At 38.8% G+C, this 26702-nt stretch carries 21 protein-coding genes; 7 read left to right on the forward strand and 14 right to left on the reverse strand.

The features are described from left to right. The coding region (locus tag JW841_13675; protein MBN1961990.1) for a hypothetical protein at nt 1-4688 on the reverse strand (4688 nt) is incomplete at its 3' end. A gap of 146 nt (nt 4689-4834) precedes the next feature. Here JW841_13675 and JW841_13680 point away from each other — a divergent pair. Beyond that, nucleotides 4835-5467 carry a YceI family protein gene (locus JW841_13680; protein ID MBN1961991.1) on the forward strand — a complete coding sequence of 211 codons (633 nt, stop codon included), beginning with the start codon at nt 4835-4837 and terminating at the stop codon, nt 5465-5467. A 17-nt stretch (nt 5468-5484) separates the two neighbouring features. Beyond that, entirely contained in the window at nt 5485-5898 is a 414-nt protein-coding gene (locus JW841_13685; protein MBN1961992.1) for a hypothetical protein, read from the forward strand. 14 nt (nt 5899-5912) lie between these two features. On the opposite strand, the gene JW841_13690 is transcribed toward JW841_13685, so the two are convergent. The 4 genes from JW841_13690 to JW841_13705 all read right to left on the reverse strand — a co-directional run bounded on the left by JW841_13690 (nt 5913) and on the right by JW841_13705 (nt 11295). Beyond that, a complete protein-coding gene (locus JW841_13690) occupies nt 5913-6311 on the reverse strand; it encodes a type II toxin-antitoxin system VapC family toxin (protein ID MBN1961993.1) in 399 nt (132 codons plus the stop codon). Beyond that, complete coding sequence (locus JW841_13695) at nt 6299-6526, reverse strand: type II toxin-antitoxin system prevent-host-death family antitoxin (protein ID MBN1961994.1); 228 nt, start codon at nt 6524-6526, stop codon at nt 6299-6301. The genes JW841_13690 and JW841_13695 overlap by 13 nt, the downstream gene beginning before the upstream one ends. 114 nt (nt 6527-6640) lie before the next feature. Beyond that, nucleotides 6641-8227: a hypothetical protein gene (locus tag JW841_13700; GenBank protein MBN1961995.1), complete on the reverse strand. Its 1587-nt coding sequence runs from the start codon at nt 8225-8227 to the stop codon at nt 6641-6643. Between the two features lie 38 nt (nt 8228-8265). Then, a complete protein-coding gene (locus tag JW841_13705; GenBank protein ID MBN1961996.1) occupies nt 8266-11295 on the reverse strand; it encodes a PKD domain-containing protein in 3030 nt (1009 codons plus the stop codon). Nucleotides 11296-11409: 114 nt separating this feature from the next. Between JW841_13705 and JW841_13710 the strand changes: the two genes are divergently transcribed. Further along, a complete protein-coding gene (locus tag JW841_13710; GenBank protein MBN1961997.1) occupies nt 11410-12543 on the forward strand; it encodes an ankyrin repeat domain-containing protein in 1134 nt (377 codons plus the stop codon). 14 nt (nt 12544-12557) lie between these two features. On the opposite strand, the gene JW841_13715 is transcribed toward JW841_13710, so the two are convergent. The 5 genes from JW841_13715 to JW841_13735 form a co-directional block, all read right to left on the reverse strand. Then, on the reverse strand, nt 12558-13985 hold the full coding sequence (locus JW841_13715; protein ID MBN1961998.1) for a PQQ-like beta-propeller repeat protein: 1428 nt from the start codon (nt 13983-13985) through the stop codon (nt 12558-12560). 74 nt (nt 13986-14059) lie between these two features. Continuing rightward, nucleotides 14060-15097, reverse strand: coding sequence for a 4Fe-4S binding protein (locus JW841_13720; GenBank protein MBN1961999.1), 1038 nt, complete (start codon nt 15095-15097; stop codon nt 14060-14062). Continuing rightward, nucleotides 15097-15879: an ATP-binding cassette domain-containing protein gene (locus JW841_13725; GenBank protein MBN1962000.1), complete on the reverse strand. Its 783-nt coding sequence runs from the start codon at nt 15877-15879 to the stop codon at nt 15097-15099. Before JW841_13725 ends, JW841_13720 begins: the two co-directional genes overlap by 1 nt. Then, entirely contained in the window at nt 15876-17093 is a 1218-nt protein-coding gene (locus JW841_13730) for an ABC transporter permease (GenBank protein ID MBN1962001.1), read from the reverse strand. Before JW841_13730 ends, JW841_13725 begins: the two co-directional genes overlap by 4 nt. After that, nucleotides 17090-18034, reverse strand: coding sequence for a substrate-binding domain-containing protein (locus JW841_13735; protein ID MBN1962002.1), 945 nt, complete (start codon nt 18032-18034; stop codon nt 17090-17092). Before JW841_13735 ends, JW841_13730 begins: the two co-directional genes overlap by 4 nt. A gap of 239 nt (nt 18035-18273) precedes the next feature. Between JW841_13735 and JW841_13740 the strand changes: the two genes are divergently transcribed. Genes JW841_13740 through JW841_13755 form a run of 4 tightly spaced genes read left to right on the forward strand, consistent with a single transcriptional unit; the run spans nt 18274 to nt 20560 of the window. Next, nucleotides 18274-18648 carry a response regulator transcription factor gene (locus tag JW841_13740; GenBank protein MBN1962003.1) on the forward strand — a complete coding sequence of 125 codons (375 nt, stop codon included), beginning with the start codon at nt 18274-18276 and terminating at the stop codon, nt 18646-18648. Nucleotides 18649-18697: 49 nt separating this feature from the next. Next, nucleotides 18698-19267, forward strand: coding sequence for a hypothetical protein (locus JW841_13745; protein MBN1962004.1), 570 nt, complete (start codon nt 18698-18700; stop codon nt 19265-19267). 5 nt (nt 19268-19272) lie between these two features. Next, nucleotides 19273-20229 carry a hypothetical protein gene (locus JW841_13750; protein ID MBN1962005.1) on the forward strand — a complete coding sequence of 319 codons (957 nt, stop codon included), beginning with the start codon at nt 19273-19275 and terminating at the stop codon, nt 20227-20229. A gap of 31 nt (nt 20230-20260) precedes the next feature. Then, on the forward strand, nt 20261-20560 hold the full coding sequence (locus tag JW841_13755) for a DUF3467 domain-containing protein (GenBank protein MBN1962006.1): 300 nt from the start codon (nt 20261-20263) through the stop codon (nt 20558-20560). 22 nt (nt 20561-20582) lie between these two features. Here JW841_13755 and JW841_13760 read toward each other — a convergent pair whose 3' ends face one another. The 4 genes from JW841_13760 to dnaN all read right to left on the reverse strand — a co-directional run bounded on the left by JW841_13760 (nt 20583) and on the right by dnaN (nt 26573). Then, nucleotides 20583-21593: a ketoacyl-ACP synthase III gene (locus JW841_13760; protein ID MBN1962007.1), complete on the reverse strand. Its 1011-nt coding sequence runs from the start codon at nt 21591-21593 to the stop codon at nt 20583-20585. 13 nt (nt 21594-21606) lie between these two features. Continuing rightward, a complete protein-coding gene (gyrB, locus tag JW841_13765) occupies nt 21607-24063 on the reverse strand; it encodes a DNA topoisomerase (ATP-hydrolyzing) subunit B (protein MBN1962008.1) in 2457 nt (818 codons plus the stop codon). Between the two features lie 26 nt (nt 24064-24089). Next, nucleotides 24090-25190 (reverse strand): DNA replication/repair protein RecF, encoded by a 1101-nt coding sequence (recF, locus tag JW841_13770; protein ID MBN1962009.1) that lies wholly within the window; start codon nt 25188-25190, stop codon nt 24090-24092. A gap of 270 nt (nt 25191-25460) precedes the next feature. Beyond that, a complete protein-coding gene (gene dnaN, locus JW841_13775; GenBank protein MBN1962010.1) occupies nt 25461-26573 on the reverse strand; it encodes a DNA polymerase III subunit beta in 1113 nt (370 codons plus the stop codon). Nucleotides 26574-26702: the final 129 nt, after the last annotated feature.

Here is a 26702-nt window from a genome sequence, read left to right on the forward strand (position 1 = left end):
CCCGGCTTATGTATATTATCTTGTTCGAATGTTTTAATATATTTAATAAAACTGTCTATCTGTGTATAAATTGCTTTAAAATTTGTGATTTGATCAAAATCATCAGCAAGATCGTTTAAATTTTGCTCATTGCTAAAATATTCTGCAATATTATTTATTTTACTATATCTCTTCTTAATATTTGCAATATGATTTTCAAATTCTTTTAATATATCTAAAATTTGATTAATGGTCATATTTGCAATATCTCTACCAGTAATGCTATTTACTGCTGATGAAATGCATGTTCTCAGCTTCTGTAAATGTGAATTTATATTTTTTTCAGTTTCATCTATCAACTGTGATGCTTCATGACTATGCTTTATATCTGATTCTGTTTTCTTCTTTATCTTTGGCACTCCTTTCTTCGGCACTCCTTTCTTCGCTGAATCCCCATCTTTAATTAAGGCTAACGTTTTTTGGATCACCTGTACGCCTTGCTCTACTTTAACCACTGGCTGCGTATCAAATTGAGCATGATTATCACTAATAAACTCAGCACGGGTTTTAACCGTGGGCGGATCAGTTTCGCTTAATACCAACACCTGCGATTTACCCTCTACCTCATAAGCAATAACCGCATGTCGTTGTGAAACACCATTGACATCCATAGTACCGGTTTCTATGCGCGCGTTTGAAATGCCAGCTTGTTTAGCTACGTCTGTTTGAAATCCTGGCAGCATTACTGCGGCCTCGTCATAGCAACACTGAAAACCGGTAGCGAATAAATCATCACCCGAAAGCTCTTTTACACCTTGGGCGTTTTCTTTCTTTTGCGCAGCTAACTTACCTAAAATCGCTTGGCGCAACTTCATATAGGCACTGTTAGTACCAATATCTTTTTCTTTAAATGCTTTTTTAGCATTCTCAAGATCAATGCCTAATGCTTCACACTGACCCTTGATTATAAATAGCTCATCTTTAGTTAGTTGACTCTCATCTTGCAGAAGCTTTTGAAACATACGACCGCAATCGTCTTGAAATACTTGTGCAAAAGCCTTTACATATTTAGTCGCAGTCTCAATCCCAGCCTTACAATGTTGTATCGCATCTTCACCTGCTTGCAGCGCCTTATTAAATTTATTTTTAATGCCAGGGTTTTTACCGTTTTTGGTGCTAATATTGATGCTATAATTATCATTCTTAGCTGTTTTAACATCAACTTCATTTATCCTATAAGGGCTACTAGCAAATTCTACGCCCTTAGTAATTTCTATATCTTTCGAATGTATTTTGCTAATGATCCGCCGCACATCAGCACCGCGTAAATAATAAAAATCTAACCCGCGCTGCACCGCCATGCTCGGTAATACCACTGCCAAAACTCTAGCAAAATTAACATTAATTTCACAAAATTTGGCCCATTTTTCTTTTAACGTACCTTCTTGCACAAGCATTTGTAATAATGGCCAAGCATAATTGGGACCACAAAGATACAATAAGGTAGCCACGGTGAAAGCTGTCGATTGATAATTTACTACGGTGTGGGCAAACTCATTTTCAAGCACCTGAGTTGCGATTTCATTGCGTATTTTTTCTGGTAATTTTAACAAATATGCAAAGGGGTCATCACCTTCTTTTAACACTACTTTTAAAGTATTTTCTAAATATGGTCTAATAAGTGCATTTAAAGCTACTGCACTTTTCACAAACTTTGTTTTTACTGCTTCGCTAATGCCTTTTTTACCAATAGTTAATAATTCACTACCTTGACTTAATAGCCAACGGTTATTAAGACGCAGCAATTTTCGGCCATAACGAGTAACTCTAAATGCTTTGCAAAGCGGTAACCCCATGGAAATAACTTCAAATAAAAAGCCAAAGCCAGCAACAGATAACTCGTCATAGGTTACCGAATTAAGACCAGTATTCAAAGCCAGCTTGATTCTATCACGTCCACTTATAGCGCCATAGGTATTAGTTACTAGCACACCACCTACAGCCGCAAAAAACATCTTCTTGCCAATCATCTTAATAAAGGGAGCACGCCCCAATGTTAGGGCAAGCCCAACTGTACCTAAAGTTCCCAATATTAAATTCGTTTTCCAATCTAAAGCTTGGGCTTCAACTAACAAGGTTTTAAAAACTGCCACCTTTTTAGGATCTTTAAATTGTTTTAGCAGCGCCTCATCTTTAGGCGCACCTTGCTTTTCAGCATCGGCAATTGCCTTGGCCACAAAACTAACTGCGGCAAAATTTTCACTAATATAACTTGCCATGGCCATAGCTTTTTTTTCATCGCCTTTAGTGAGATAGGCTTTAAACTCACTCATGGCCACTTCGACAACTTGTTCGGCTGTTAAAATATTTTTTTCTAAACCATCTTTTTCTAACATCAAGCGCATTTCATGTAAGAGCTCTACGTAATCTTTGCGCTTTTTACGTTCATCCTTGATTACTTTATTGATTATATTTAAGCGAATCGATGTAGCATCCCCCAACATCTGCTTGGCGTGTTCTTTTACTTTCTCATCTTCACTAGTACGATATAAATCAATTGCCAACCATTGTGCTTGTTTTAATTTTGACCCAGCGAGATCTAACTTTTTCTTTACATTAGCATAACGATAGCCTTGCACCATCGTCTTTAAAAACTCAAATTCTAAGATCAATTTTGGCGCTAACGACGAGTTTTTAAGACACGAGATAAGTATCTGCTCGCAAATATCTAACAAATCTTTATTGGCACTATTACCCGCAAAATGTACCAACATCGCTAAAATATCGCGGCTTTCAATATTTATTTCTGCCTCACCGCTTAAACCAGAAACAATAGCAATATTTAATGGACTACCAACTATAACTGCCTGTTCTTCGCTTATCGATAGTAGTGGCTTTAAACCCAGAGAGATTTCTAATGCCTTAGTTAACCTAGCGCCTTCAGTTTTTTTGTTGTCATTTAAACCAGCAATTTGTGAAAGCGCCACATTTTGTTTAGCCGCGATACGCTTGATTGCTAAATTTATCCCCTGGTCTGTATCGTTAAGCAGTTCATTAGCTAACTCAATTTTTTTCAATAATGGATCATCTTGAAAACTAACATCACCCACAGCTTTGCTAAATGAAACATTGATAGGTGGTATAGTGCTACCACCATCGCTTTCTTTTGCAACCTCATTTTCTGCAACTGCTTTCTTTTGTAATATCGTCTTACAATCTAATAGATCTAGTTTGGCCGCTGTATATAATCTATCAACTTTATCAAAAATGGCGTTATATCGCTTTTCATTTTCCTCTTTACCATATGCTAAAGTCGCACTTACTGGGGCGCTTGATATCATTGAATACGGATCACTTTTTTTACTTGCCTCGGCCTCTCCAAGACGCTGACGAAATGAAATAAGTACGCTATCCTTCTGTATTACTTGTGCTGCTTCTTGATAAATAATGCTACGCTGCTTTAGCCGAAATTCGCGTTGCTCATCATCTTCATCAGCATACGAAGGCGCTATAATTATTGGTACTTCCGCTACATAATATTCTGTATACTTTTGCGGATCAGTAAATAACGACTTAGATTTATCAGCAGCGCTGCTGACTAATTGTACCTCGTTATCACCTAATAACCGCAGAGCGGTTTGGTAGGCAGCTAATGCTTCGGCATTTTCTCCCTTTTTATAAAACATTTGCGCCACTGTTTGTAAAAGTTCAGCCTTGGCGTAGGCAATCTCTTTAATGAGCTCAGCATTTTCTCTACTTGACTCTTTGCTTTTCTTAACTAAGCGGTCAAAAGGGGCTAACACGGCTTGTAGCTTGTTGCCCCCTACTGCAATATTTTCAAAATTGGCTGCTATTGATATTGACATACTAGCAGCTATTTGTAGTTCTAAAAATTCAAGCTGAGCTTCTAAATCATCTGCGGCTTTGCTTAATTTTCTTTTCTTATCGATTAGTAATGCTAGCTGATCGCTATCTAATATTCTCTCATCATATTTATTTGCCTGTGTCACTCGTTGCTTTTGCGTCGCTCGCGCCTGCTGGTGTTCAATTAGAGTTTCTTTTATGCCTAACAATTCGGCGCGAGTTGCAATCAACAATTTCTCAGACCCCAATGGCGTATTAGTTAAATTTATAAAAGTACCAGCAGGGATTTTAAGGTCGGGATCTTCTTGGGCCTTTAAAATTAAATTATATGTGTCACTGTCTTTTTCATACTGCGCCGCTAAATTAACAAGTAACGGCATTAAATATATCCATTTGGTATTATCGTCTTCTGATATTTTTATATTGTATATATTCTGTAAAAGCCCGCTAATATCAACATCCTCGGTAAGTTTATTTGTATCCAAGGCTATTTTTGCTTGCGTAAACCTATTTTTAACCAATATTCCTTGTTTCTGTACTACAGCTTGGGCGCGATTAATCTCCTGTAATTCTTGCTCTGGTTTTTTACAATTTTTTATTATTATTGAGTTTATTGCTTTATTTGTACTCTCATCTAAACTAACTTTAGCAGTAAATGACTTATTACCTTCATTAAACTTTGCAATGTCAGGATTTTCATCAATTATCTGATCAAGTGAATCTCTTGCAATATAACTGCTATCACCAGCGGCTGTTTGTGCTGCTATTCTTAAAGCTTGGTTTTTAATAGTGCTTATCGGAATTATTTCGTTTTTAGCTTCTGAATTTTCTATCGGTGATACCATATTAAAATCACACTAAATCAAGGGTTTATTACATCTTTTACACTATATAGACCTCTAAATTTTAATTATCGCACGAAAACACAATAATGGTGCGTTATAATTCAACAATCATTGCTTTTTTTGATCACAAAAGGTTCTATTTATATATGCAAACAATAGCTGGCACCACAAAATCTTTAGGGGTAATAACTTTTTTATTAATCTTACTTTTCGCTATTTCACCTGCCTTCTCAGCCGCCAATAGCGCCCGTGTTTTTGTAATTAACCCGGCTAAAAGCCAAATGCGCTATAGTTTTGATTATTCTCTGCATGATATTAAAGGGGTATCCCATGAAATTGCTGGTAAATTACTGCTACACCCAGATGGTAAAGTGCAAATGATGCTGCGCAGCGCTGTGATAAGTTTTAAATCAGGGGATAGCAATCGTGACGTGCATATGCTTGAAGTAATTGAAGGCGCTACTTACCCTTATGTGGTATTTAAAGCGGTCGCCCAACTAAAACCTGAACAAATACAAATAAATAAACCTTTTACGATGGCGCTTAAAGGTGAATTAGATTTTCATGGTCAAAAACACCTTGAAACCATACCAATTAAAATACAAAAACTTGCAATAACTGAAGATACAAAAAAAAATGTACTGACAATACGCGCCAAAGGTGCCTGGTCTATAAGTCTTGAAAAATACAAAATCGAGCGACCATCTCTAATGTTTGTTAAACTTGATGATCGATGCAATATTGACTTTGACTTGCAGCTTGAGGAACAATCACCATGAAAAACCCCTTGTCTTCTATGGCGTTTATTATAATTTCAATGCTGCTGAGTATTTCATCATGTAAAAATGAGAACAATCCACTGATGAACCCAGGAGATAACTGTATAAGCTGCCATGATGGCAGTGAAGCCTCAAAATTTACCGCCGCGGGTACAGTATATGCTGACCCTGAAGCTGCCGCTGATTCTGGATTAGCCGGGGTTGAAATACATATTACCGATTCAGAAGGGCATAGCGTAACTTTAAAATCTAACGATGCGGGTAATTTTTATACTGCCGAAAAACTAACGCCCCCGCTAAATAAAGAAGTACGTAAAAACGGCATTACGATTAGCAGTTCTACCCAAGCCGATACTGGTGCTTGTGCGACTTGCCATACTATACCACCAGCACAACAAACATCTGGGAGAATATATTGGCGAGAGGAGTAATTTTCGTGTTTTAATTACCAGATACGAATCACCCCAAAATCATCAAAAACTGCATCGATACTGGCGATTGGTAAATTTTCAGCTTGGGCTTGCGCTGCTAGCATGCGGTCAAATGGATCACGATGCAATCCTGGTAATGCCCCAGCACGCTGAGCATGTTCAATCGATATCGGTAAACTTTCAAAACCTTGTGCCGCCATACAACTAAAAATATCACTAGCAACTGCTGCTGCACCTGGTAATTTGCCAATACGAAATTTTGTACTGATCTCCCATGCTGTTGCCGCACTTATAAATACTTGCGTGATTTCATCAGCTATAAGCTCTTGTACGACTTTTGTAAGTCTGTCGTTACCCTCAAGCCACCAAATAAATGCATGCGTATCAAGCAATAGACGGTTTACTGTTGCCATGCATCAAGCTCTTCATTAGGCAATGGTTCAAAAAATGCATCAGTAATCTTAATCAAGCCGCGCATAGAGCCAAATTGGCGACCTGTAGCACCAGTTACTGGTACAAGGCGCACCATAGCCTTTTTGCCTTTGGCTATAATCACCGGCTCTCCAGCACAAGCTCGTTCAATAAGCTTAGACAATTGTGCTTTTGCTTGATGAATTGGTACATTCATAACTTAGACAATATGACTTAGTCATAATTTTGTCAAGGTAATCAAGTGACTTACATTTTTAACAATGAGCTAATTTTAGCTTTTAATGGTGTAAACGTTGGTAGAAATTTACAATTAGCTATGTCGGTAACGTCGTAACTTCCATGGTATTAACAGTATAAACGCAAATAGCCACATGTTGTTAAGTGCTATATCAAAACTATTACAACCTCCACCTTTACTATCACCATTAGTACTACCACTATCACCGTCAGTATCAATTGGTGGTTGGGTCGTTACCGTAGTGCTGCTACTGCTATCTTCATTATAAAAAGACACTTTGCCTGTATAACTAGCTAATCGTTGATAGCCTCTTTGCTCCCAAGCTAATAAATTTAATAGATGCGCTGCTAACATACCATGAGCTGTAGTTAAATTGCTATCTGGCCCATATGGCCCCCAATAAACACGATTAATTAATTCATTAATAACATTAGGATCAGCAGCAGCACCGTTTACATATGATAAAACTGCAGCACACATCATTTCAACATAGGCCTCACCATCATTAAGCCCTGCATTAACTTCAGATGCATAAAAACCACCATTAGTTATCAAATAAAGAGCGGCCTGTGCTATTTTTCGCGCGGCGGCGCTTTCTTTGCTATCACTTGCTTTAGCTGTAAAAAAGCTTTGGGTATCAGCATCAGTTGCACTACCGTCATCATCAATATAAGCGAGTGCAAAAGCAGCATAGGTTTTAAAAGCCAAATGCGCATCATACCATCCACATTGAAGACGTTTGCGCAAAGCCAAAATTTGGTTCTCGGTAAGTATGTCTTTGCGATAAGCTAACTCACCGGCTGCCCATAAATGCTGCCAGTCATAATTATCAGCACTTGTATTACTTACACCGTCGAAATCACACTCGCTATCATCTGCGCCATAATCAGTGCCATTTTTACCGCAGCAGCTAATACCACTGGTAGAACAACTTGCACCTCCTTCGCTACTCCATGAACCACGACCGGCACAATATTCATCAAATAGTTGATCAATTGCCACTGGCCATTGAGTATCATTACCAAAATCAACTTTACTTGATGAATTTACGTGCCGCGCCTGGCTATTAGTCCTATCTGTATTAAAATTTAGAGTTGTTGGTGCTAAAGTATTGTTGGTTTTCTGAATCACTACACCAGTGCCTGGTGGATTGTTGGTATTTGGTTCATCATCATAATGATCATATGAATAAGAGTGCCCCTGATCATTAGTCCCGCTACCATTAATATCGTCACCATCGCGTGGGTGATCAAAGAAAATATAAAATTTAATTTCTTCAACCGCGAGGTTAGCAACACTAGTACCCGCTTTGGGCGTAAGCGTCAGCTCATGACGTAAATTTTCACCCGGTAACAGATAATGATATCCTTGTGCATCGGCATTTAATACCGGGGTAGCGCGCGCAATAGAAATATCAGCAACTTCTGAATAAGCTTCAAGACTAAATTTAATTAAAGGATACCCCATATTATTTTGCACGTAGAGTACCAGCTTGTTGGCGCCATTACTTAAATCTACTGAATCACTTTCAGGTCTCACTACTACGTTATAACGCGAGGCCCATAAACAATCGCACCAATGTGCATAAGCTATGCTAATCGAAGTAAACATAGCTAATAAGATAGCAACAGCTAAACATAAGTTACGCCATTGGTGCATAAATTCCTCCTTTTAGATTTCTGCTGCTAAATACAAATTTAGGTACGTTGCCAACGCCGACGATAAATTAAAATTAGACCTATTATTATAAGTGACAGCAAGATATTTTTTGCCTCGTTATTATTATTACTGTTACATCCACTAGCTTTAATTGTAGTGTCACTGCTTTGATTGTTTTGATTTCCAGCAACTTCAACAGCAAAGCTCCGCTGCGCTGCCTGCATTGCCGGTATACCATCGTCTGTTACATTTAAAGTAATAGTATAGCTACCACCCGCATTAAATAGATGCTCTTGCGTCTCAGTATTATAGATCGCCGATGAATCATTAGTTGTAGAACTAATAGCCCATCGCCATTTCAAGGTATTGCCATCAGGGTCCGTACACCCTGAAGCATCTAAATTAACTGTTAAAGGTGCCTTACCTGATAGTGGCGTAACTGTTGCCGCTGCACAATTTGGTGCATGATTAGTTTGATCACTAACCGTAATCGTCCATTCACGACTATTCGATGCCACAGGTTCGCCTGTATCAGTTGCGGTTAAACTGACGGTATAAACACCAATTGTACTATAACTATGAGTTACATTGGTTGCAGAGCTAGTTTGGCCATCACCAAAGTCCCATACAATATTAAAATCATGATCTTCAGGATCATAAACACCAGAGGCATTAAACGTTACATCAACATTTGGCCGCACCACTATTGGGGCAACTGAAGCACTATCTAATACTGGCGCTTGATTGTCTACAACTGTGACAATAGCAAAATCATTACCGGTTAATCCGCCACTATCTCTGACTACTAATGAAATAGTATGGTTACCTACACTGTTGCATTGATAATTAAGATTTTGCGAAGTAGCAGTTTGTATGGGGTTACCAAATGACCATTCATACGATAGCGTGTCTCCTATATCTACATCACTGCCACTGCCAATAAGTTGTACCGTACCATAAAGACCGCAAGTTGCAGTAGCTGGCTCAATATTTGCTATAGGCGCATGATTACCCGACTGATCAGTAATGGCAATATTAACTTGCTCAGCTATATCAGAAAGATCTGTATCATCAGTTACAGTTAAACCAATAGTATAATTACTGGCTGTATCAAAATGAAAGACTACTGGGTTACTTAAGCCTCCTGTTTGGGTATTAGCACCTTGTTGAAAAATACATGAAGCGATATTGCCATCAGCATCAGTACTGTCATCACAATCGCAGGTAACATCTACTCCACCACTTGTAGGTAAATCTACACTTGTAGGCGTGCACGAAAGCACTGCAACTGGCGCATGTTGGGGTATGGGTGCAGTACAACTAATGGTTGCCGGTGAACTTAAATTACTCGAGGTATCTACCGCAACTATACTAAAATTATACTCAGTACCTGGTGTTAAAGATGCAGGTTCAACGTATGAATTAGCAATATTGCTTATGCTACCATTTGATGGTTGGTAGGTTACATTATATTTGCATGCACCTGGCTCAGGATTAAGATCTTCATCAAGCGTAACCGCGTCCCATTGCACTCTTAAATAAGGATTAGTTGGAGTACCCATATTTTGACATTCAAGTCCGTCTGGGGCTAGCGGATTAATCGTATCTGGCACCGTATCATAAAAAGTAACATCACCTTCATCTGTAGCTTGCTCTTGCCAGCCACGACGCTGCCAAGCTAAAACATCTAAAACATGAGCGGTAAATAAACCACGTGCTGTCTCTGGTCCATCATTGCCAGATGACTCCATAGAATATGAACCCCAATAAATATTGGGTATAATTACATCTTCAACATATTGATTTTCTTGGTGCACAAAAGCTAAAGCGGCAGCACAAACTACTCTTACATAGGCGTTATTTGATGTAGTGCGGGCAATAGTTTCTAAACTCTGTCGAGTTATACTAATATCAGGACTAGTTTGTGAATAATCACCAAAATTCATCATATATATTGCTGCTCGGGCCATATTCGCAACGTTTGCATCTGTTTGATTTTGAATTTCATTAATAAACATGGTTTTTGAGTCAGTATCCATCGCTGATCCGTCCGGATCAAGATAACCTAATAAAAACGCTGACATACCTCGATATGAATAGCTAAGATCATACCAGCCACAGCGCAGTCGCTCGCGCAAAGCAATAATTTGATTTGCATTAAGTGCGGCTTTACGTGATGCTAAAGCTGCTACTGCATATAAACGTGATGCTTCATACTTACTGGGGACAGCATCATTAAAAATTGTAGTAGTACATCGCGAATCACCCGTGCCATAACTAACGCCATTAGCAAAACAACAATTTGTATTTGTTGTATTACAAATAAGACCTCCATAAGTTCCTTGGCTTTTACGACCAGAGCAATATTGTGCAAATAATTGATTAATCCCATATGCTTGTTGGCTGCTATCACCAAAATCAAGTTTAGCTAAAGATCTTAAATGCCAAGATTGCTCGTTACCATCGTTATAATTTTTAAATACCGGAGTACTAGGTACAATGCCACTGGTTTTGCGAATAATAACACCTAAACTTGGGTTAGTATTATAACCAGAACCGTTACCATCACCATATCCGCCATACTGTCGAGTTGCATCAGCATATGGGTGATTAAAGTGAACATAAAATTTTATATCTTCTATAGCTAATTCAGGAGTAGTATTACCTGAACGACGATTAATATTTAAAGTATGATGCTGCTTTTCACCGGGCAGCAAATAATGATGCTCATAACTAGGGTTCATACTATTAGGTTGTGTCTGATGTTCAAGTTTTGGTGCAACTCGCTCTATATCAATTGGGCCATCTACAACCGCAGAATATGCTATAAGCTCAAAATTAATAAGCGGGTAGCCCATATTATTTTGCACGTAAAGTCGAAGTTGAGCCTGACCATATTGATCAAAAGTAACGCTTTCATCCACTGGGCGCACAACTATATTGTAGCGTGATTGCCACAAACAATCGCACCAGTGTGCCAGAGCCGCGCTCGTTGCTAAAAGAAACACAACTAAAGCCGTGTATTTAATAATACGGGTAATTAAATTTGAATTATATGCGTTACTCATTGCATCGCTCCTAACTACTGGCTACCATTTATGCAACAGACTATACTTTAATTAGAGTATAGCTAATTTTTTTTAATTGCCACAGGACAAAAACATAAAGTTTTTAAGCTATATATGATTGCCCATCATAAAAATCTCTCATTGCTTTTTTGCTGCCTAACTTGCTGTTTTTTAACAAATTGTACCCCTACAAAGACTTACACTAATGCAGAGTTAATTGCGAGTGATGCTAACGGGTTAACTTTATTGCATAAAGCCGCTCGTGACGGTCAAACTAGTGTTCTTAAAGACTTATTAGCACAAGGGGCTGATATAAATAGCCGAGATAACTACGGTCGCACTGCAATACATTGGGCCGCTATTAATGACGAGCGCAAAGCTGCTAGCATTTTGATAGAGCATGGCGCTAATGTATCGGCGATCTCAATGTATGACATGACCCCACTACACTGGGCCGCTTTAATGGGTCATCGAAAAATGATCTCACTTTTACTTACATCAGGTGCCAATGTAAACGCACGCAATTTTTATGGCATGACGCCACTACATCTCACCGGTAATGCAGCGGTAGCACGAACTCTAATCGCTGCTGGTGCTTTAATTGAAACCCGTGACCGTTTTGGCATGACGCCCCTGCACTGGGCATTTAGCATAGGCGAAGCACAAGCACTACTAGATGCGGGGGCTAATATTTTTGCTCGCGCACAAGATGGACGTCAGCCAATTACCATGACTGTATCTGGCAACGAAAAACTTGCTATGTTGTTAATTTATCCACAACGTGATCGTATTCGCTTGCGTGGTGAAAACACTACTTTAAACCTCACTTTACGTAGCGTAACTTATAAAGCTATTAAAAATATTCAAATTCAGGTGCATACTGATGGACTGATTGCGAGTGCAAACCCTGCATTGCTTTATATTTTGCATCCAGCGCAAATATCAAATGTACATTTAACTTTTACTCGCCAACCCCAAAAACCTATTAATGCAAATAAAGTTATTATTAAAGTCGTTGATGAAACTAAGTTAGAACTTGCAACGATTACCTTACCCATCGACACACGTGACTTTGAAACCCCTGAAGACCGTGGTCTATTACCTGTAACTACTGTTAAAGTGCGACCAGCACCGGCAATTATTCAATATTTAGCCTATGCTGCGGTACCATTATTTTTACTTATTATCTGGTTTGGACATCGGTATTTAACAAAGCGTCGAAAAAAGTTGTCATCCCGACGAGCTTAAGCGAAGAGGGATCTTTATCGCTGTCTACTACGCCGATAATGCATGGTAAGAATACGTGCAAACAAACCAACTGCTAATAGAGCAATCGGAAATGACAACCAAAATTCAAAACTTACCGGCATTGAAGTGCTACCGCGCGCTAATAGCTCTTGCACCGGCAATGCGTAAAACGTACCGTCATATGAGCCTATATATACCATCCAATCATCATTAATTGCTGCTGCTATTGGCGCTGACCATGAACTTGCTTCAAGACCAACAACATCCCAAATCGGGCGTCCAGTATATACACGAAAACGCTTTTCACCTTGTTGCGCGGTAACTCCATATAATTGATGATCCCAGGCGCTAAAAATGACTAAAGCCGGTGCAAAATGTGTAATTATCGTTGGTGCAGCATGAATACCAGCGGCTGCATGAAAACGCCAAACTAATGCGCCACTCAATAGATCGAGAGCATACATACTATTATCATACGAGCCAACAAAAACCATTGGTCGTTCATAAACTGTGGCAATGGCTGGTGCCCCTGTCACCCAATCGCCAGTACGATAATGCCAAACTTCTTTGCCAGTTACTGCATTTAAAGTACGCACCAGACCCGATTTTGAAGCAACAATTAACAGTGGCCCACGTGCAGAATTGCTAATCACCGGGGCGCCACGAATGGCATCAAGCTCGGTATATTGCCATAATTTGACACCGTTCTTCGCATTTAGTGCAAAAACATTACCATCAGATGAAGCAACATAGACAAACGCTTCAGTATCAATTGTTACACATGTGGCTGCAGTTAATTCATTATCTCCAATACGACTCTTCCATAACACTTTACCATCACTAGCTGATAAAGCCGTAACTCCACTTTCTTGTTGATTAGCCGCCAGCGAACGATCCCATACCCAATAAGGCAAAAACACTGCAGCCTCATGAAAAACTTTACCTTGGCATACTGAACCTAAACGAGCTCCACCTAATGTCGGACGATAATCTGCAACGCTGTGGATCCACAGTCTCGCGCCATTGCTGGCATTAAGCGCATAAAGCAAGCGATCACTTGACGAAACATAAAGTTGCGAGCCATTAGACCCTTGCCATAATACCGGAGTAGCATAGACACCATCACCAGTAGTGACTCGCCATAGTTCGTTACCGGTTTGTGCATCTAAAGCATAAATATTTTTATCATATGAACCAACAAAAACTACGGCTTGATTATCTACTAAACCAATTGCCGGCGGTGACCATACCGTCATTCCTGGGCTGTATCCATAAACTCGTCCACTACCATTAAAAGTCCATTGTTGTGCCCTTAATTTATTGGCTATTTTTAATTCAAGGGTTGCACTACCAGCAGCATTACTACGACTTGTTGGCCAATCAATTTGTTGGTTAGCTACTTCGGCTTTACTGGTGTTAGCAACAGCCAAACTAGTTATCATAAAACAGCTTAGTAAACACAGCTTCTGAATACCCACTGGTACGAACATGACGACAGACTTTAAAAATATCCCCGTCATGAAATAGAACTCTGTTCACTCATAACTTTTTCTGGTGTTTCTTTTTGCCACACGTCTTTAAGCTCTAAGGCTTTGAGTTTACATTGATCAATGCAGGCGTAGCACAACTGGCAATATTCATGACGCACGCCTTGTTGATCAATAGCGCCAACATCACAAATTCGTACGCAGTCGTAACAATTATTACAGGCTTTTTCATTACGCATCACTTTCACCCGTGAAAAACGATGCAAAAAACCCATAACAAAACCCCACGGGCAAACATAACGGCACCAGGCACGCGCCACTACCATTGACGCTAAGGCAAGCACTAATGTTGAAAGCGCTGAAGCAGGATCATTACGCGAAGTAAATGCAAAATGTACCGGCGAGGTAATGGTAACATGAGAAATGGCAGTGACAAAAATTGCTAATACCGAAACAATGCGCAATTTTCTGGTGGGTAAATCATCCAGCACCCCTAATAAAACCAAATAACAAATCAAAAATAAAGAAGCGGCCCAATGTAAACTAGAATCTTCAACAAACATTTGCCGATCAATGCCGATATAAATCGTTAACGATACAAAACCCGCAAGAAAAAAACCCAACAAAGCTAGCTGTAGTCGAGAACCCATCCACTTTTTGGGAAAAATGAGACGACGCAACATCAGCGTCCACTCTTGAATCGTACCAGTAGGACAAATCCAACTACAAAAAATGGGCCCCATCACCAGGGTTATCGCCATTACTGAAACGGGCAAGGCTAACCAATAAAAAGATTCTGAATATACGGTACCTAACAAAGTCATACCATATAAACCATTGCGAATCATACCAAAAACACCGAGACATGAGTAAATAAAGAAAAAGAAAATGGTTAATGAAACAACTTGCACCAGGCGCCGCCATAATTGGCGTTTATATTTAATGTTCGCCACTACGAAGACCATGGCAAAAACAAATAAAATCGAAGCTAATTCAACGCTGGTTTCATCTAATGAAATAAACGGCGTATCGAACGCTTTAATAAAAGGGATGCGCTCGGGTTGCATCAAACTACCTCTGGTTGATCACAATATCCATGGGTTTGTAAACAGGTTTTACCACACGATGGCGCTGTAATCTTTTGCGGGTCGCCACCAAGAAAATGCGCCACAAAAAAACAGCGTGGGTTTTTAAAAACCGCTTCGGTAAAACCACTTTGCACAATACGACCATTAAGCATTATCGCGCAATGATCTCCTAAAACTTTAGCTTCTTCATGACTGTGGGTTACATGTAAAACGGTAAGTCCAAAATCTTTATGAATACGTTTCAACTCTGCTTGTAATTCTAATCTAGCACTATAATCAATCGGACTTAAAGGCTCATCAAGTAGTAAAACTTGCGGCTTTAGAGCCAATGCCCGAGCAATGGCAACTTTTTGTGCCTCACCACCACTTAAAGTTGCAGTTGGCCTTGTCAATAACACCTCAATATTTAAAGCTGCTACTAATTCGCGCACCCGCTTTTGACGTAGCTCGCGCGAAATTTTGTGCGCCCACAGACCATAACTAATATTTTCGGCAACGCTTAAATGTGGAAATAATGCCGACTTTTGAAACACTAAGCCTAGCTGGCGAAGCTCAGTAGGCGCAAAAGTAATATCTTGATTGTTGATCGCTATGCTACCCTGATCTGCTTGATGAATACCAGCAATTGTATGTAGTAACATTGATTTACCAGCACCGCTCGGACCTAATATTACCCAATACTCACCACGACCAATATTTAAGGAAAGCGGGCCTAGCGTATAACTGCCGCAAACTCGTGTTATTGCCCGCAACGAAATCATAAACTAACTCCAGGGTTGCGGCTTTTACCAAAGGGCAGATACACTGCTGATAGCTGCAATATACAAAATACCCATAAACAAGTAATCAACAACAGCACTGCAATCGGACGACTTTCACTAATACCTGCTCGTAAAAATTCTGTATGAGCTAACACCGGTGCGGTAACCGGAGATGGGGCAAATAAAATAATTGCGCCAAACTCACTTATCGCTCGTGCGAAAGCTAAGATCATCCCAATAAAAATACCACGACCTGCTAAAGGTATCGCAATACGCCAAAATGTTTTTACAAAGCTAGCACCTAATGTGCGTGAGGCATGTTCTAGTTCAAGTGGTACCGCTGCGAATGCCGCTAAAGCAGATTTGATCAAAAATGGTGCTGCCATAAATATTTGTGCTACCACAATACCCAATATACTGCCGGCCACCTGAATCCCAAATATTTTTTCTAGGCTGCTACCTATGGGACTACCTGGACCTAGTAACACCATTAGTGCAATACCTGCAACTGATTGCGGTACTAAAATTGGTACATCAATTATGGTCTCAATTACTCTACGACCACTAAAAGATAATCGGGCTAAAGCATATGCTAAAGGGATCCCCCAGAAGCTTACGATAATAGTTGCAACTGTTGCCGTACCTAAACTCATCATTAAAGCATTTAAAACATCGGGTCGTTTGAGTGTATGCCATAAAGTTTGCGCTGAATCTGAAATCGCCAAACTAATTAGCGGCAACAACACACAACCTAAAGCTAATAAACCAAAAGCCAAAGCGTTACGTAAAAAACGTGAGGCTTTGCGTACACGAGCAAGTACAATATAAATAAAGACTAATGGTATAAAAGTTTCTGCGGCGTAAGGCTGAGCAATAACAAAAGAAAAAACAAATATGCCAAAGAAACCCAACAAATAAGGTGATCGAAAAATGCTAGCATAGACAATGATCAATAAAATAAATAGTGGTTGGCGTTTAAGCACTACCATCAATAAAACAAATAAAAAACCATATCCTAAAATAAATAATATTAAATTTTTTGGTGATTTTTCACTAAATAAACCAGAAACGCAGTGCAATACATAAATATTGGTAGCAAATAGAGCTAAATTGATTGAAGGGCTAATGGTGGGACCAGGCATTAGCCACAAGCCCGTATGCAATAGCACTAATACTGCTACCGCGATTATAGCTTGCCACCAAGTATATTTCATTGTGCCATCACAGTTAATGGAATTAAGGCTGAGGGTAATAATTCTCGATGGGCTGCCGTCGCGGGCACCAGAGGAGTAAATCCAGCTCTAACTAAAGCTGCTTGCCCAGATTTTGATAGAATCTGCTTTGCTAAAAGCACGGCAATTTCTGGATGTGGCGCGTCAATCGGTATAGTCATACCGAAATATAGTGGCATACCTTGCATGACAACTTTATTATTATCCGTTTTCATTAACACCGGTACATTTGCCTTAGCGTAAGTTTTAGCTAACTCTGGTTTACTCAAATTTATTTGATCAGGTAATCGCGTAATTTTTAAGCGATGTTTTTCAGCAGTTGAACGATATAGAAATGCATAATCTATCGCTTTTGATGGTAAGAGCGCCCACAACTCTGCTTCGTCGCTAACCAAATGTTCAGGTGCCACCTTTTTACGAAGCGTTTGTGCAAGCTCAAGACGCTGGTAATATTTTGCTGCTAACAGCCATACCATTATCGAACGGTAACCGATTGGCGCAGTATCAGGATTAGCAAGACCAATTTTTACATCAGGACGAGATAAAATATCGGGCCAATTTTCTGGCGTAATTTCTTCAGTATAACGACTATGTGAGAAATGCGCCAACACCACACTGTTGGTAGCAAAACGAATGCTCCATTTTGCATGATTAGGTATAAGCATCTTTTCGATTACTTCAATATCAGCCAAAGCTAATATATCAGCACGCATATTAAGTTCAGTCAGCTTGCGCGCCGCTACTTGTGACCCACTAATGTCACTACGAATATGGATATCAGGCTCAACTTGATTAAAACTAGGTTCCATTTCTGCAATTACAGAAGCCAACGATGGGGCTACAAATAGTATTAATTCTTTTTTTTCATGACATGAGATGAGCAAAAAAAATGCGGATAAAAATATTAAATTATGTCTTTGCATGTTAAGGCACCCATTAACCGTAAGTAATTTAGAGCCATTTTTTTAATGCCTGATAAACTTATAAATTACTATGATCGCTTAATTAACTGATTTCAAGCAATTTTATGCTGTTTTTATAAACTTAATAAAAAATTGTGTCGTTGCATAAATGTGAATGCAAAACTTTATATTAAATGGGATTTTATGTTAAAAAGTATTAGGGATATCCAATACCCAATTTTCAACAGAAAAGTATACACATGACCAACATCCTTATTGCTGATGATTCAAAAACCATGCGTATGCAAATATCGAATGTCGTGCGTGAACTACTTGACGACGCCAATATCCGCTATGCTGAAGATGGAGCTGGAGTTCTTAAAGCCTGGCATGATATTCACCCACCCAATTTAACCATTTTAGATATCCATATGCCGGTATTAAATGGTCTTGAAGTTATGCGGCATTTATTGGCGAGTGGTACGAAAATTCCAAAAGTAATTATTTATACTGCCTCACGTGATGATGCTATGCGGCAGCAATGCCTCGATGCTGGTGCTGCCGCTGTTATTATTAAATCACGAGAAAATATACATGAGGCCATTCGTACGGCGCTGCAAATACCGAATATTTAAAATTACAACCTTAATTGATTTATACATGATTTCGCAAAGGACTTGGTAAATGAATCATGAACAAATAGAAGAATCACTTGATAATGCCGTGCACGAAGCATTTATTGAAATGCTTCCCAAAACACCTATAAATAAAATCTCCGAAACCTGCAGTAAAACAACTATCGCCGATGCCGCTATTGTCGCTTTATCTGGAACTTTATGCGGCTCACTTATTGTACTAACCCCACGTGAAAGTACCGTTGCTCTTGCGCGCAAATTAGCTGGTTTACTTATTAATGAAGACAATGGGAGCATGGCAGAAAACGGATTATTGACCCAACTTGAACAAGATTCTATTCGTGAACTTTCTAATCGGGTTGGTTGTATTTTTACTGGCAATGTAAACGCTCGCAACATTTGTAAAATAGATCCCACTTTCCCGATTTTTATTTGCGGTCAAGATATCAATATTATCGCTGAAAGTGATATTCGTTTACGCTTTATCTATAAAGTAGACGAAAATATAAACATTGAAGCACGAATATTTTTATCACCACCCCAACAAAGTAAAACCCGTGAAGAAAAAATTAAAGAAATTGAATGCTTACGCGATGAACTCTTAGCCAGCGAGAAATAGCAAAGATGGGCGAGGATATCCGCGAATTAAAAGAACAGGCTCAAAAATATATTTCTAAACGTCAGCAAAATAAGGCTTTGTCTATTTTTGAAAAAATAATCAGCCTTGATAATCAAGATACCTTTTCTATTAAAAAGATAGCCGAACTATCAGAATCATTGGGTGAAAAAGAAAAAGCTGCAAATTGGTACGTACAATTAGCAGTACAATTAAATAAAGAAGGACGACGATTACAGGCTATCGCAAGCTGCAAGCTAGCTATCAATGCAATTAGCCCACATGCTGCCGCACAAGCACTATTAGTTTCTCTATATCAACCAGAGTCTAATGTTACTCCAGCAAATTTCACTTTAAATCCACAAGCACTATCTCATAAACCTGTTGCCCCACCCCATCGGCAAAATCCTATAGCTCAGCAAGAAATATTGCCCGATGCTACTGAGGAAGTTGCGCTCGTCGCAGAAGAAAACAAAACCTTTACTGGTTCAATTTTTTCTAATGCAATCACCGAGCATATCGAAATATTTGTATCAGTATTAATAGAACTTTACGCAACATTTTCTGGTACAACTCTTAAAGCAGAAAAACAATCCTTAGCCAACTCAATTGCTGGTAACACCGATTTTCTATGGTTAATTCAATTCTCAGATGACGCTGAACATAGTGTAATAGTCTCAGCACAACGTCGCTTTATTCGTGAAGTAACAATGCGCGCCTTGGATATAGACGAAAATATGATTACCGATGTCATGGCTACTAAAGTTAGTAATAAGCTAATCAGTATATATGCCGATGATGTCAAACGCGCTTTTGCAAATAAAGGTCAAACTGTAAATTCAGGACCACCATTACCGGTAACTGGCGAAAATGCTACATATCAATTACAAGGTACCCGTGCTTTACATGTTCCATTGTCTTCGGAGATTGGTTGGACACAAATTACCATAGCTGGCGGAATATGATAATAATGTTTACCGCCAAAGTGAAAAACTAATGACTACTGAAAATCGTGATTCGTCTCATGTTAAAATTCAGATACAACTTGATGAGGAAATAGCCCAAGGTATGTATGTTAATTTGGCTTTAGTCAATCACACTGAAACTGAATTTACTATTGATGTTATGTATTTACAGCCACAACAACCAAAAGCTAAAGTTCGTGCCCGTCTCATAACTAGCCCATTACATACCAAACGATTAATGTTGGCTTTACAAGAAAATCTTCGTCGTTACGAAGAACGCTATGGTACTATTGAATTTTCAGGGCCTAATCCAGCTGACATGTTGCAATAGTAAGATAATGATTTGAATGTGTTTACATACGAATAAGCGCTGAACCCCATGTAAAACCTGAACCAAAAGCTGCAATGCAAAGTAACTCACCTGTTTTAATACGTCCGAGTTTGCGTGCCTGATCAATAGCAATAGGTAATGATGCTGCGGTAGTATTCCCTAACTGCTGTATATTATTAAAAACTTGGTCGTCACGTAAACTCAACTTTTTCTGTACCATTTCACTAATACGCAAATTTGCCTGGTGTGGAATAAATAAATTTATTTGTTCAGTCGTAAGGTTATTTTGTTTTAATGCCTCAAATACTACTTCAGGCATTCGCAATGATGCATGTTTAAATACATTTCGACCATTCATTTTTGGCAAGTGATCACGAGTGGTCTGTAATTGTTTAATATTTGTTCGTGGCATTTGGGCACTTGAAGGAGTAGCGATGCATAATTCATCAGCATATGCCCCATCAGCATGTAAATGAACTGACAGTATACCTCGTTCACCATCTTCTACTGCACCTATGATAACCGCTCCAGCACCATCACCAAAAATAACAGTAACATCACGACTATCATCAGAAAAATCTAAACCTGATGAATGCACTTCCGAACCAATAAGTAAAATTCGTTTGTAATTACCAGTACGGATATAAGCATCAGCAACCGAGAGACCGTAAATAAAACCAGAACATTGGTTTCGTATATCTAAAGCTGGTACGCCAGCAGGTATACCTAATTTAGTTTGTACCAATACCCCATCACCTGGAATTATATGGTCCGGACTTAAAGTAGCATAAATAATAAAATCAATATCTTCTTTAGCTACCTGGGCATCAGCAAGAGCAAGACGAGCCGCACGAGTCGCTAGCTCGCTGGAACCCATTGCTTCTTTATCCCAATCAACATAATGACGTGTATGAATACCAGTTCTCTGTACAATCCATTCATCTGATGTTGAAAATAGCTTTGCCAGATCGTCATTGGTAACTACTTTTTCGGGTACATAATGGCCGGTTCCTAAAACAACCGAGCGTGGCATTTACCTCTCCTCTTTATACGTCAAGATTGCGTACATCTAATGCATATTGCTCAATAAACTCGCGGCGGGGTTCTACTTGATCACCCATTAAAATTGTAAATATCTCATCGGCGGCAATCGCATCATCGAGATGCACCTGTAATAAAGTGCGATTTTCGGGATTCATCGTGGTTTCCCATAACTGATCGGGATTCATCTCACCTAAACCTTTATAGCGTTGAATAATAACGCCATGCTTAGCTTCGGTTAATAAACGCATTACTGCATCTTCAATACGTGGTACTTCAATAGACTCATTAGGATAAGATAGCGTGTAAGGAGGTGACCCTAATGAATCAAATGCGTTAGCTAATTTTGATAGCTCAATAAAATCGGCGCTTTCAAAAAATATAGTATCAAAAATAGATTCGCGTTCAGTACCATTATCGCGCGTTGTTATTCGCCAGCGTTGTCGACCATGTTCACGTTCTTCTTCAATGTTAATTTTAAGCGGCAAGGCATCAGGATAAAATGTATTAAGATATGATTCAATACGCTCAATATCGGACTGAAGATCTGTCAATTGCAAAGAATCTAAGCCGAGTTTTGTCTCTTTAAGCATTGCATCTACAACACGAGAGTCGTGCCTTTTATCAACTTTCTGCATTAACTCTTGATAATACAAAACATTTTGACACAAAGTTTTGAGTTTTTCACCAACAATTAATTCACAAAGTTCATCAGAAGGTAATAAAGAAACAGAGGAGGTACCAATATCTAATAGATAACTATCAAGAGCGCATTGATCTTTTAAATATACTTCTTTTTTACCTTTTGAAATTTTAAATAGCGGTGGCTGTGCGATATAAATATGGCCGCGTTTTATCAGCTCAGGCATATGACGAAAAAGAAAAGTCAGCAATAAAGTGCGAATATGGCTGCCGTCAACATCAGCGTCAGTCATTAAAATAATTTTGTGATATCTTAACTTAGCAACATCGAATTCTTCAGGGCCAATACTGGTACCGAGTGCAGTAATTAATGTTAAAATCGCCTCTGATGAAAGCATACGATCAAAACGCGCTTTCTCAACATTAAGTATTTTGCCGCGTAAAGGTAAAACCGCTTGATTTTTACGTGAACGTCCTTGTTTTGCTGAACCACCTGCAGAATCACCCTCAACAATGTAAAGTTCACACTGACTTGGGTCACGTTCCTGACAGTCAGCAAGTTTGCCTGGAAGATTTGCTGAATCTAGTGCCCCTTTGCGACGTGTAAGTTCACGAGCTTTACGAGCAGCTTCACGAGCACGGGCAGCTTCTGCAACTTTGCCAACAATATTTTTTGCGTGGCTGGGATTTTCTTCTAAGAAAATTTCAATAGATGTGCCAACTATTTGTTCGACAACACCTTTTACTTCACTTGAAACTAATTTATCTTTAGTTTGAGAGCTAAACTTGGGATCGTGCATTTTAACTGATAGCACTGCAACCAAGCCTTCACGCATATCATCGCCACCAAGAGTTAAACCTTTGGCTGCACCTTTAAGTAAATCATTGCGACTTGCATAGTTATTTACACAACGAGTAAGGGCTGCTCTAAAGCCTGCTAAATGAGTGCCACCATCTCGATTTGGTATTGTATTAGTATAAGCGTATACACTCTCGGTATAGGTATCGTTCCATTGTAGTGATAACTCAACATCAATATTATCTAGTGTATTTTTAATATAAATAGGTTCTGGATGGAGAACTGTTTTGTTTTTATTGAGATGTTTTACAAAAGAGACAATACCACCATCATAATTAAATAGTTGCGTTTTATCGCTACGCTCGTCAGTAAAATGAATTTTAATTCCTTGATTAAGAAAGGCCAATTCACGTAAACGATTAGCTAAAATATCATGTGAAAAATCTAATGATTTAAATATTTGCGTATCTGGTTTAAAAGTTACACTAGTACCAGTTCTATCAGTAGTACCAATTATTATAAGTGGTCGTTGTGGTTCACCACGTATGTATTCTTGACGATGCACTGAGCCATTGCGTAAAATTTCAAGAGTTAGTTTTTCAGATAGTGCGTTTACTACAGAAACACCAACACCATGTAAGCCGCCAGATACTTTATAATTAGAATCATCAAATTTGCCGCCAGCATGCAGCACCGTCATAACTACTTCAGCGGCAGATCTTCCTTCGCTTTCATGAATATCTGTCGGGATGCCACGACCATTGTCGGAAACGGTTACCGAGTTATCAATATGAATGCAAACGATTACATCGGTGCAGTAACCTGCTAAGTGTTCATCTATGGCATTGTCAACGACCTCAAATACCAGATGATGCAATCCTGAGCCGTCGTCAGTATCACCAACATACATTCCTGGTCGCTTGCGAACAGCCTCAAGACCTTTTAAAACCGTAATATTTTCGGCGTTATATTCTGTTTTAGTCACGTTTGTTAATGCGGGGCACAAAATTAAGCCTTCCATAAAAGAAGGCGTTTTAATAGCAAAACCTACCTACTTATCGCAAGACGATTAACACTACCATTTTCAACACTGAATCGTTGGGTACTTTCTGGTAAAGGAAGTGTAATAGCACCAGTTGTACTAACCCACATTTGACTACCTAATGATGCCGTTGCCTTAAAAAATGATAATGTTCTTTCGCTATCTAATTCACTAGAAACATCATCTAAAAGTAGAATGGGCGTTGTTCCTAAGCGGCTTTTTAAATACTCAAGTTCCGCTAATTTTAACGATAGAACGATAGAACGTTGCTGACCTTGTGAAGCAAATTGTCGTGCATCGCGACCATCAATATACATGCGCAAATCTGCTCGATGTGGACCAACCGTCGTCATACCCCGCGCTCTATCTTGGCTATACGAATGAGAAAGCGCTTCACGAAAGGCTAATGAATAATCACCTGATATTGGTAACCCAGAAAATAACGATAATGACAACTCTGCCTTACTATTCATAATTTCAGCAAAACGAAAAACAGCTAAAGGTATAAGTGCAATTAAAGTTTCACAGCGAGCGCTATTAACTATGCAGCCATAATTTATTAGCTGGTCATCATAAACAGCTAATAATTTTTTATCTAAAAATGATGAAGAACGTAATAAGGTATTTCGTGACTTTAAAACACGAGCATATGATATTGCGGCATCAATAAAATCTGGGCGATGGTTAGCAATAGTACGATCTAAAAAACGCCGACGTTCTTCAGGGCTACCTTTGGCAATTCGTAAATCATCTGGAAAAAAGGCTACAATATTAACTAAATCAAGTAATTTAGTTATTTGCCGTAAACTTCTACCATCAACTCTTATAGTTTTTTGATTACCCGTTAGATTTAATGAAATATCATGACGTACATGGTGACGGTTAAAACGTGCCGTTAGTGACGCATGTTTTGCATCAGAAGCAATTAATTCTTGTATTTTTGCATTACGAAAAGAACGTGCTGTAGCACATAAAGCTAATGCTTCGAGAATGTTTGTTTTACCCTGAGCATTCGCACCAATAAGTAAAACTGGGTCATTTGATATAGAAATTTCAAAAGAATGCAAATTACGAAAATTCGTAGCTGCAAGATATTCTATATACATCAGTTGTAACTACTCAGCTTTCCACCCGGCGGCGCTAAGAAATACCATTAAAGAAACAAATTTAATGGTACATTCAGACAATCTTGGTGTCATATCATCCTTCGATGAGAAATCTTGTGCTTTAAAAGTATACTAAGATCTCTCACTACGTTCGATATGACACCCCCCCTCGCTATGCTCGGGATGATATCCATGTTTTGCCAGAATTAATTGAGAAGATACATTATTCTAAATTCTGTCTTCTGAATACCATAATATTTACAATAATTATTAGATGCGCATTGGCATTACCACAGCTAAAAAACCTTTAGTATCTGCTGGTTTAAGTACTGCTGGAGATAAATCATCTATTAATTCTAAAGTAATTTCTTCATTATCGATTAGGGTTAATACATCAAGAAGATATCGAGCATTAAATCCAATACTGATAGGAGTACCATCATAACTAAGTTGTATTTGCTCTCTTGCTTCACCAAGTTCAGGATCTTCAGCTACTAATTCAACCGCTTCGTTAGTAAATTGCAATCGTACACCATGAGCATGACCGTGAGAAAGCAGTGATACACGACGCAAAGCTTCAGCAAAAGCTTTACAATTTATGACAGCTTTTTTATCGCAGCTAGCAGGAATTACCTGAGTATAATTAGGAAACTGACCTTCAATCAAACGTGTTGATAACACTACCGAACCAGCTTTAATTACACCGCTATTATTGGCAAAACCTAAATCTACGTGCGTAAGTTTTTCTGAATTGTCAGCAAGTACACGCTTGAGCTCCTGAAAGCCCTTGCGAGGCATAATAACGCCACGCTCAATTGGAATATTAAAATCACATTTATATTCAGCTAAAGCCAAACGATGGCCATCGGTAGCAACTAAACGAAGCAAATTTTTATCAACTGCTTCACAATAAACACCAGAAAGATTGTGCCTATTATCATCGCTGGAAACACAAAAAATCGTACGTTCAATTAGTTTCGATAATATTGAAGTATCTAAACTAAAAGAATTGGTTTGTTCATGTATTGGCAGAGCTGGAAACTCATCAGCGGCTAAACCAACAAGACGAAAACGGCTAGCCCCTGAAATAACTTCAAGCCAATTATTTTCTTTTTTTTCAAGTTCTACCGTTTCATTATTAAGAGATTTAATTATTTCGTAAAGCTGCCTAGCCGGAATTACTGCAGCACCTTTAGAATTGACGATGGCTTCATAGGTACCAGAAACCCCAACATCCATGTCTGTAGCGCTAACCACTAATTGATTGCTGGTAGCATTTAAGAGCACATGAGACAAAATTGGCATGGTACTATTTTTGTCAGCTATGCCTTGTACACGATAAAGTGCTTTAACTAATTCAGCCGTCTTCATGGTTATTTTCATGACGGTATGCCTCAAAAATGCTCAAAAAGTTATAAACTTTTACAGTATGCGTATTGCTTGGTAAGCCGGGAAATTGAACTTTTGTCAAGACGATTCAGGATACTTAAAAAACAAATTTTGTATATAAAC

Source organism: Deltaproteobacteria bacterium (assembly GCA_016931625.1).
In the GTDB taxonomy this organism is placed as follows: domain Bacteria; phylum Myxococcota; class XYA12-FULL-58-9; order XYA12-FULL-58-9; family JAFGEK01; genus JAFGEK01.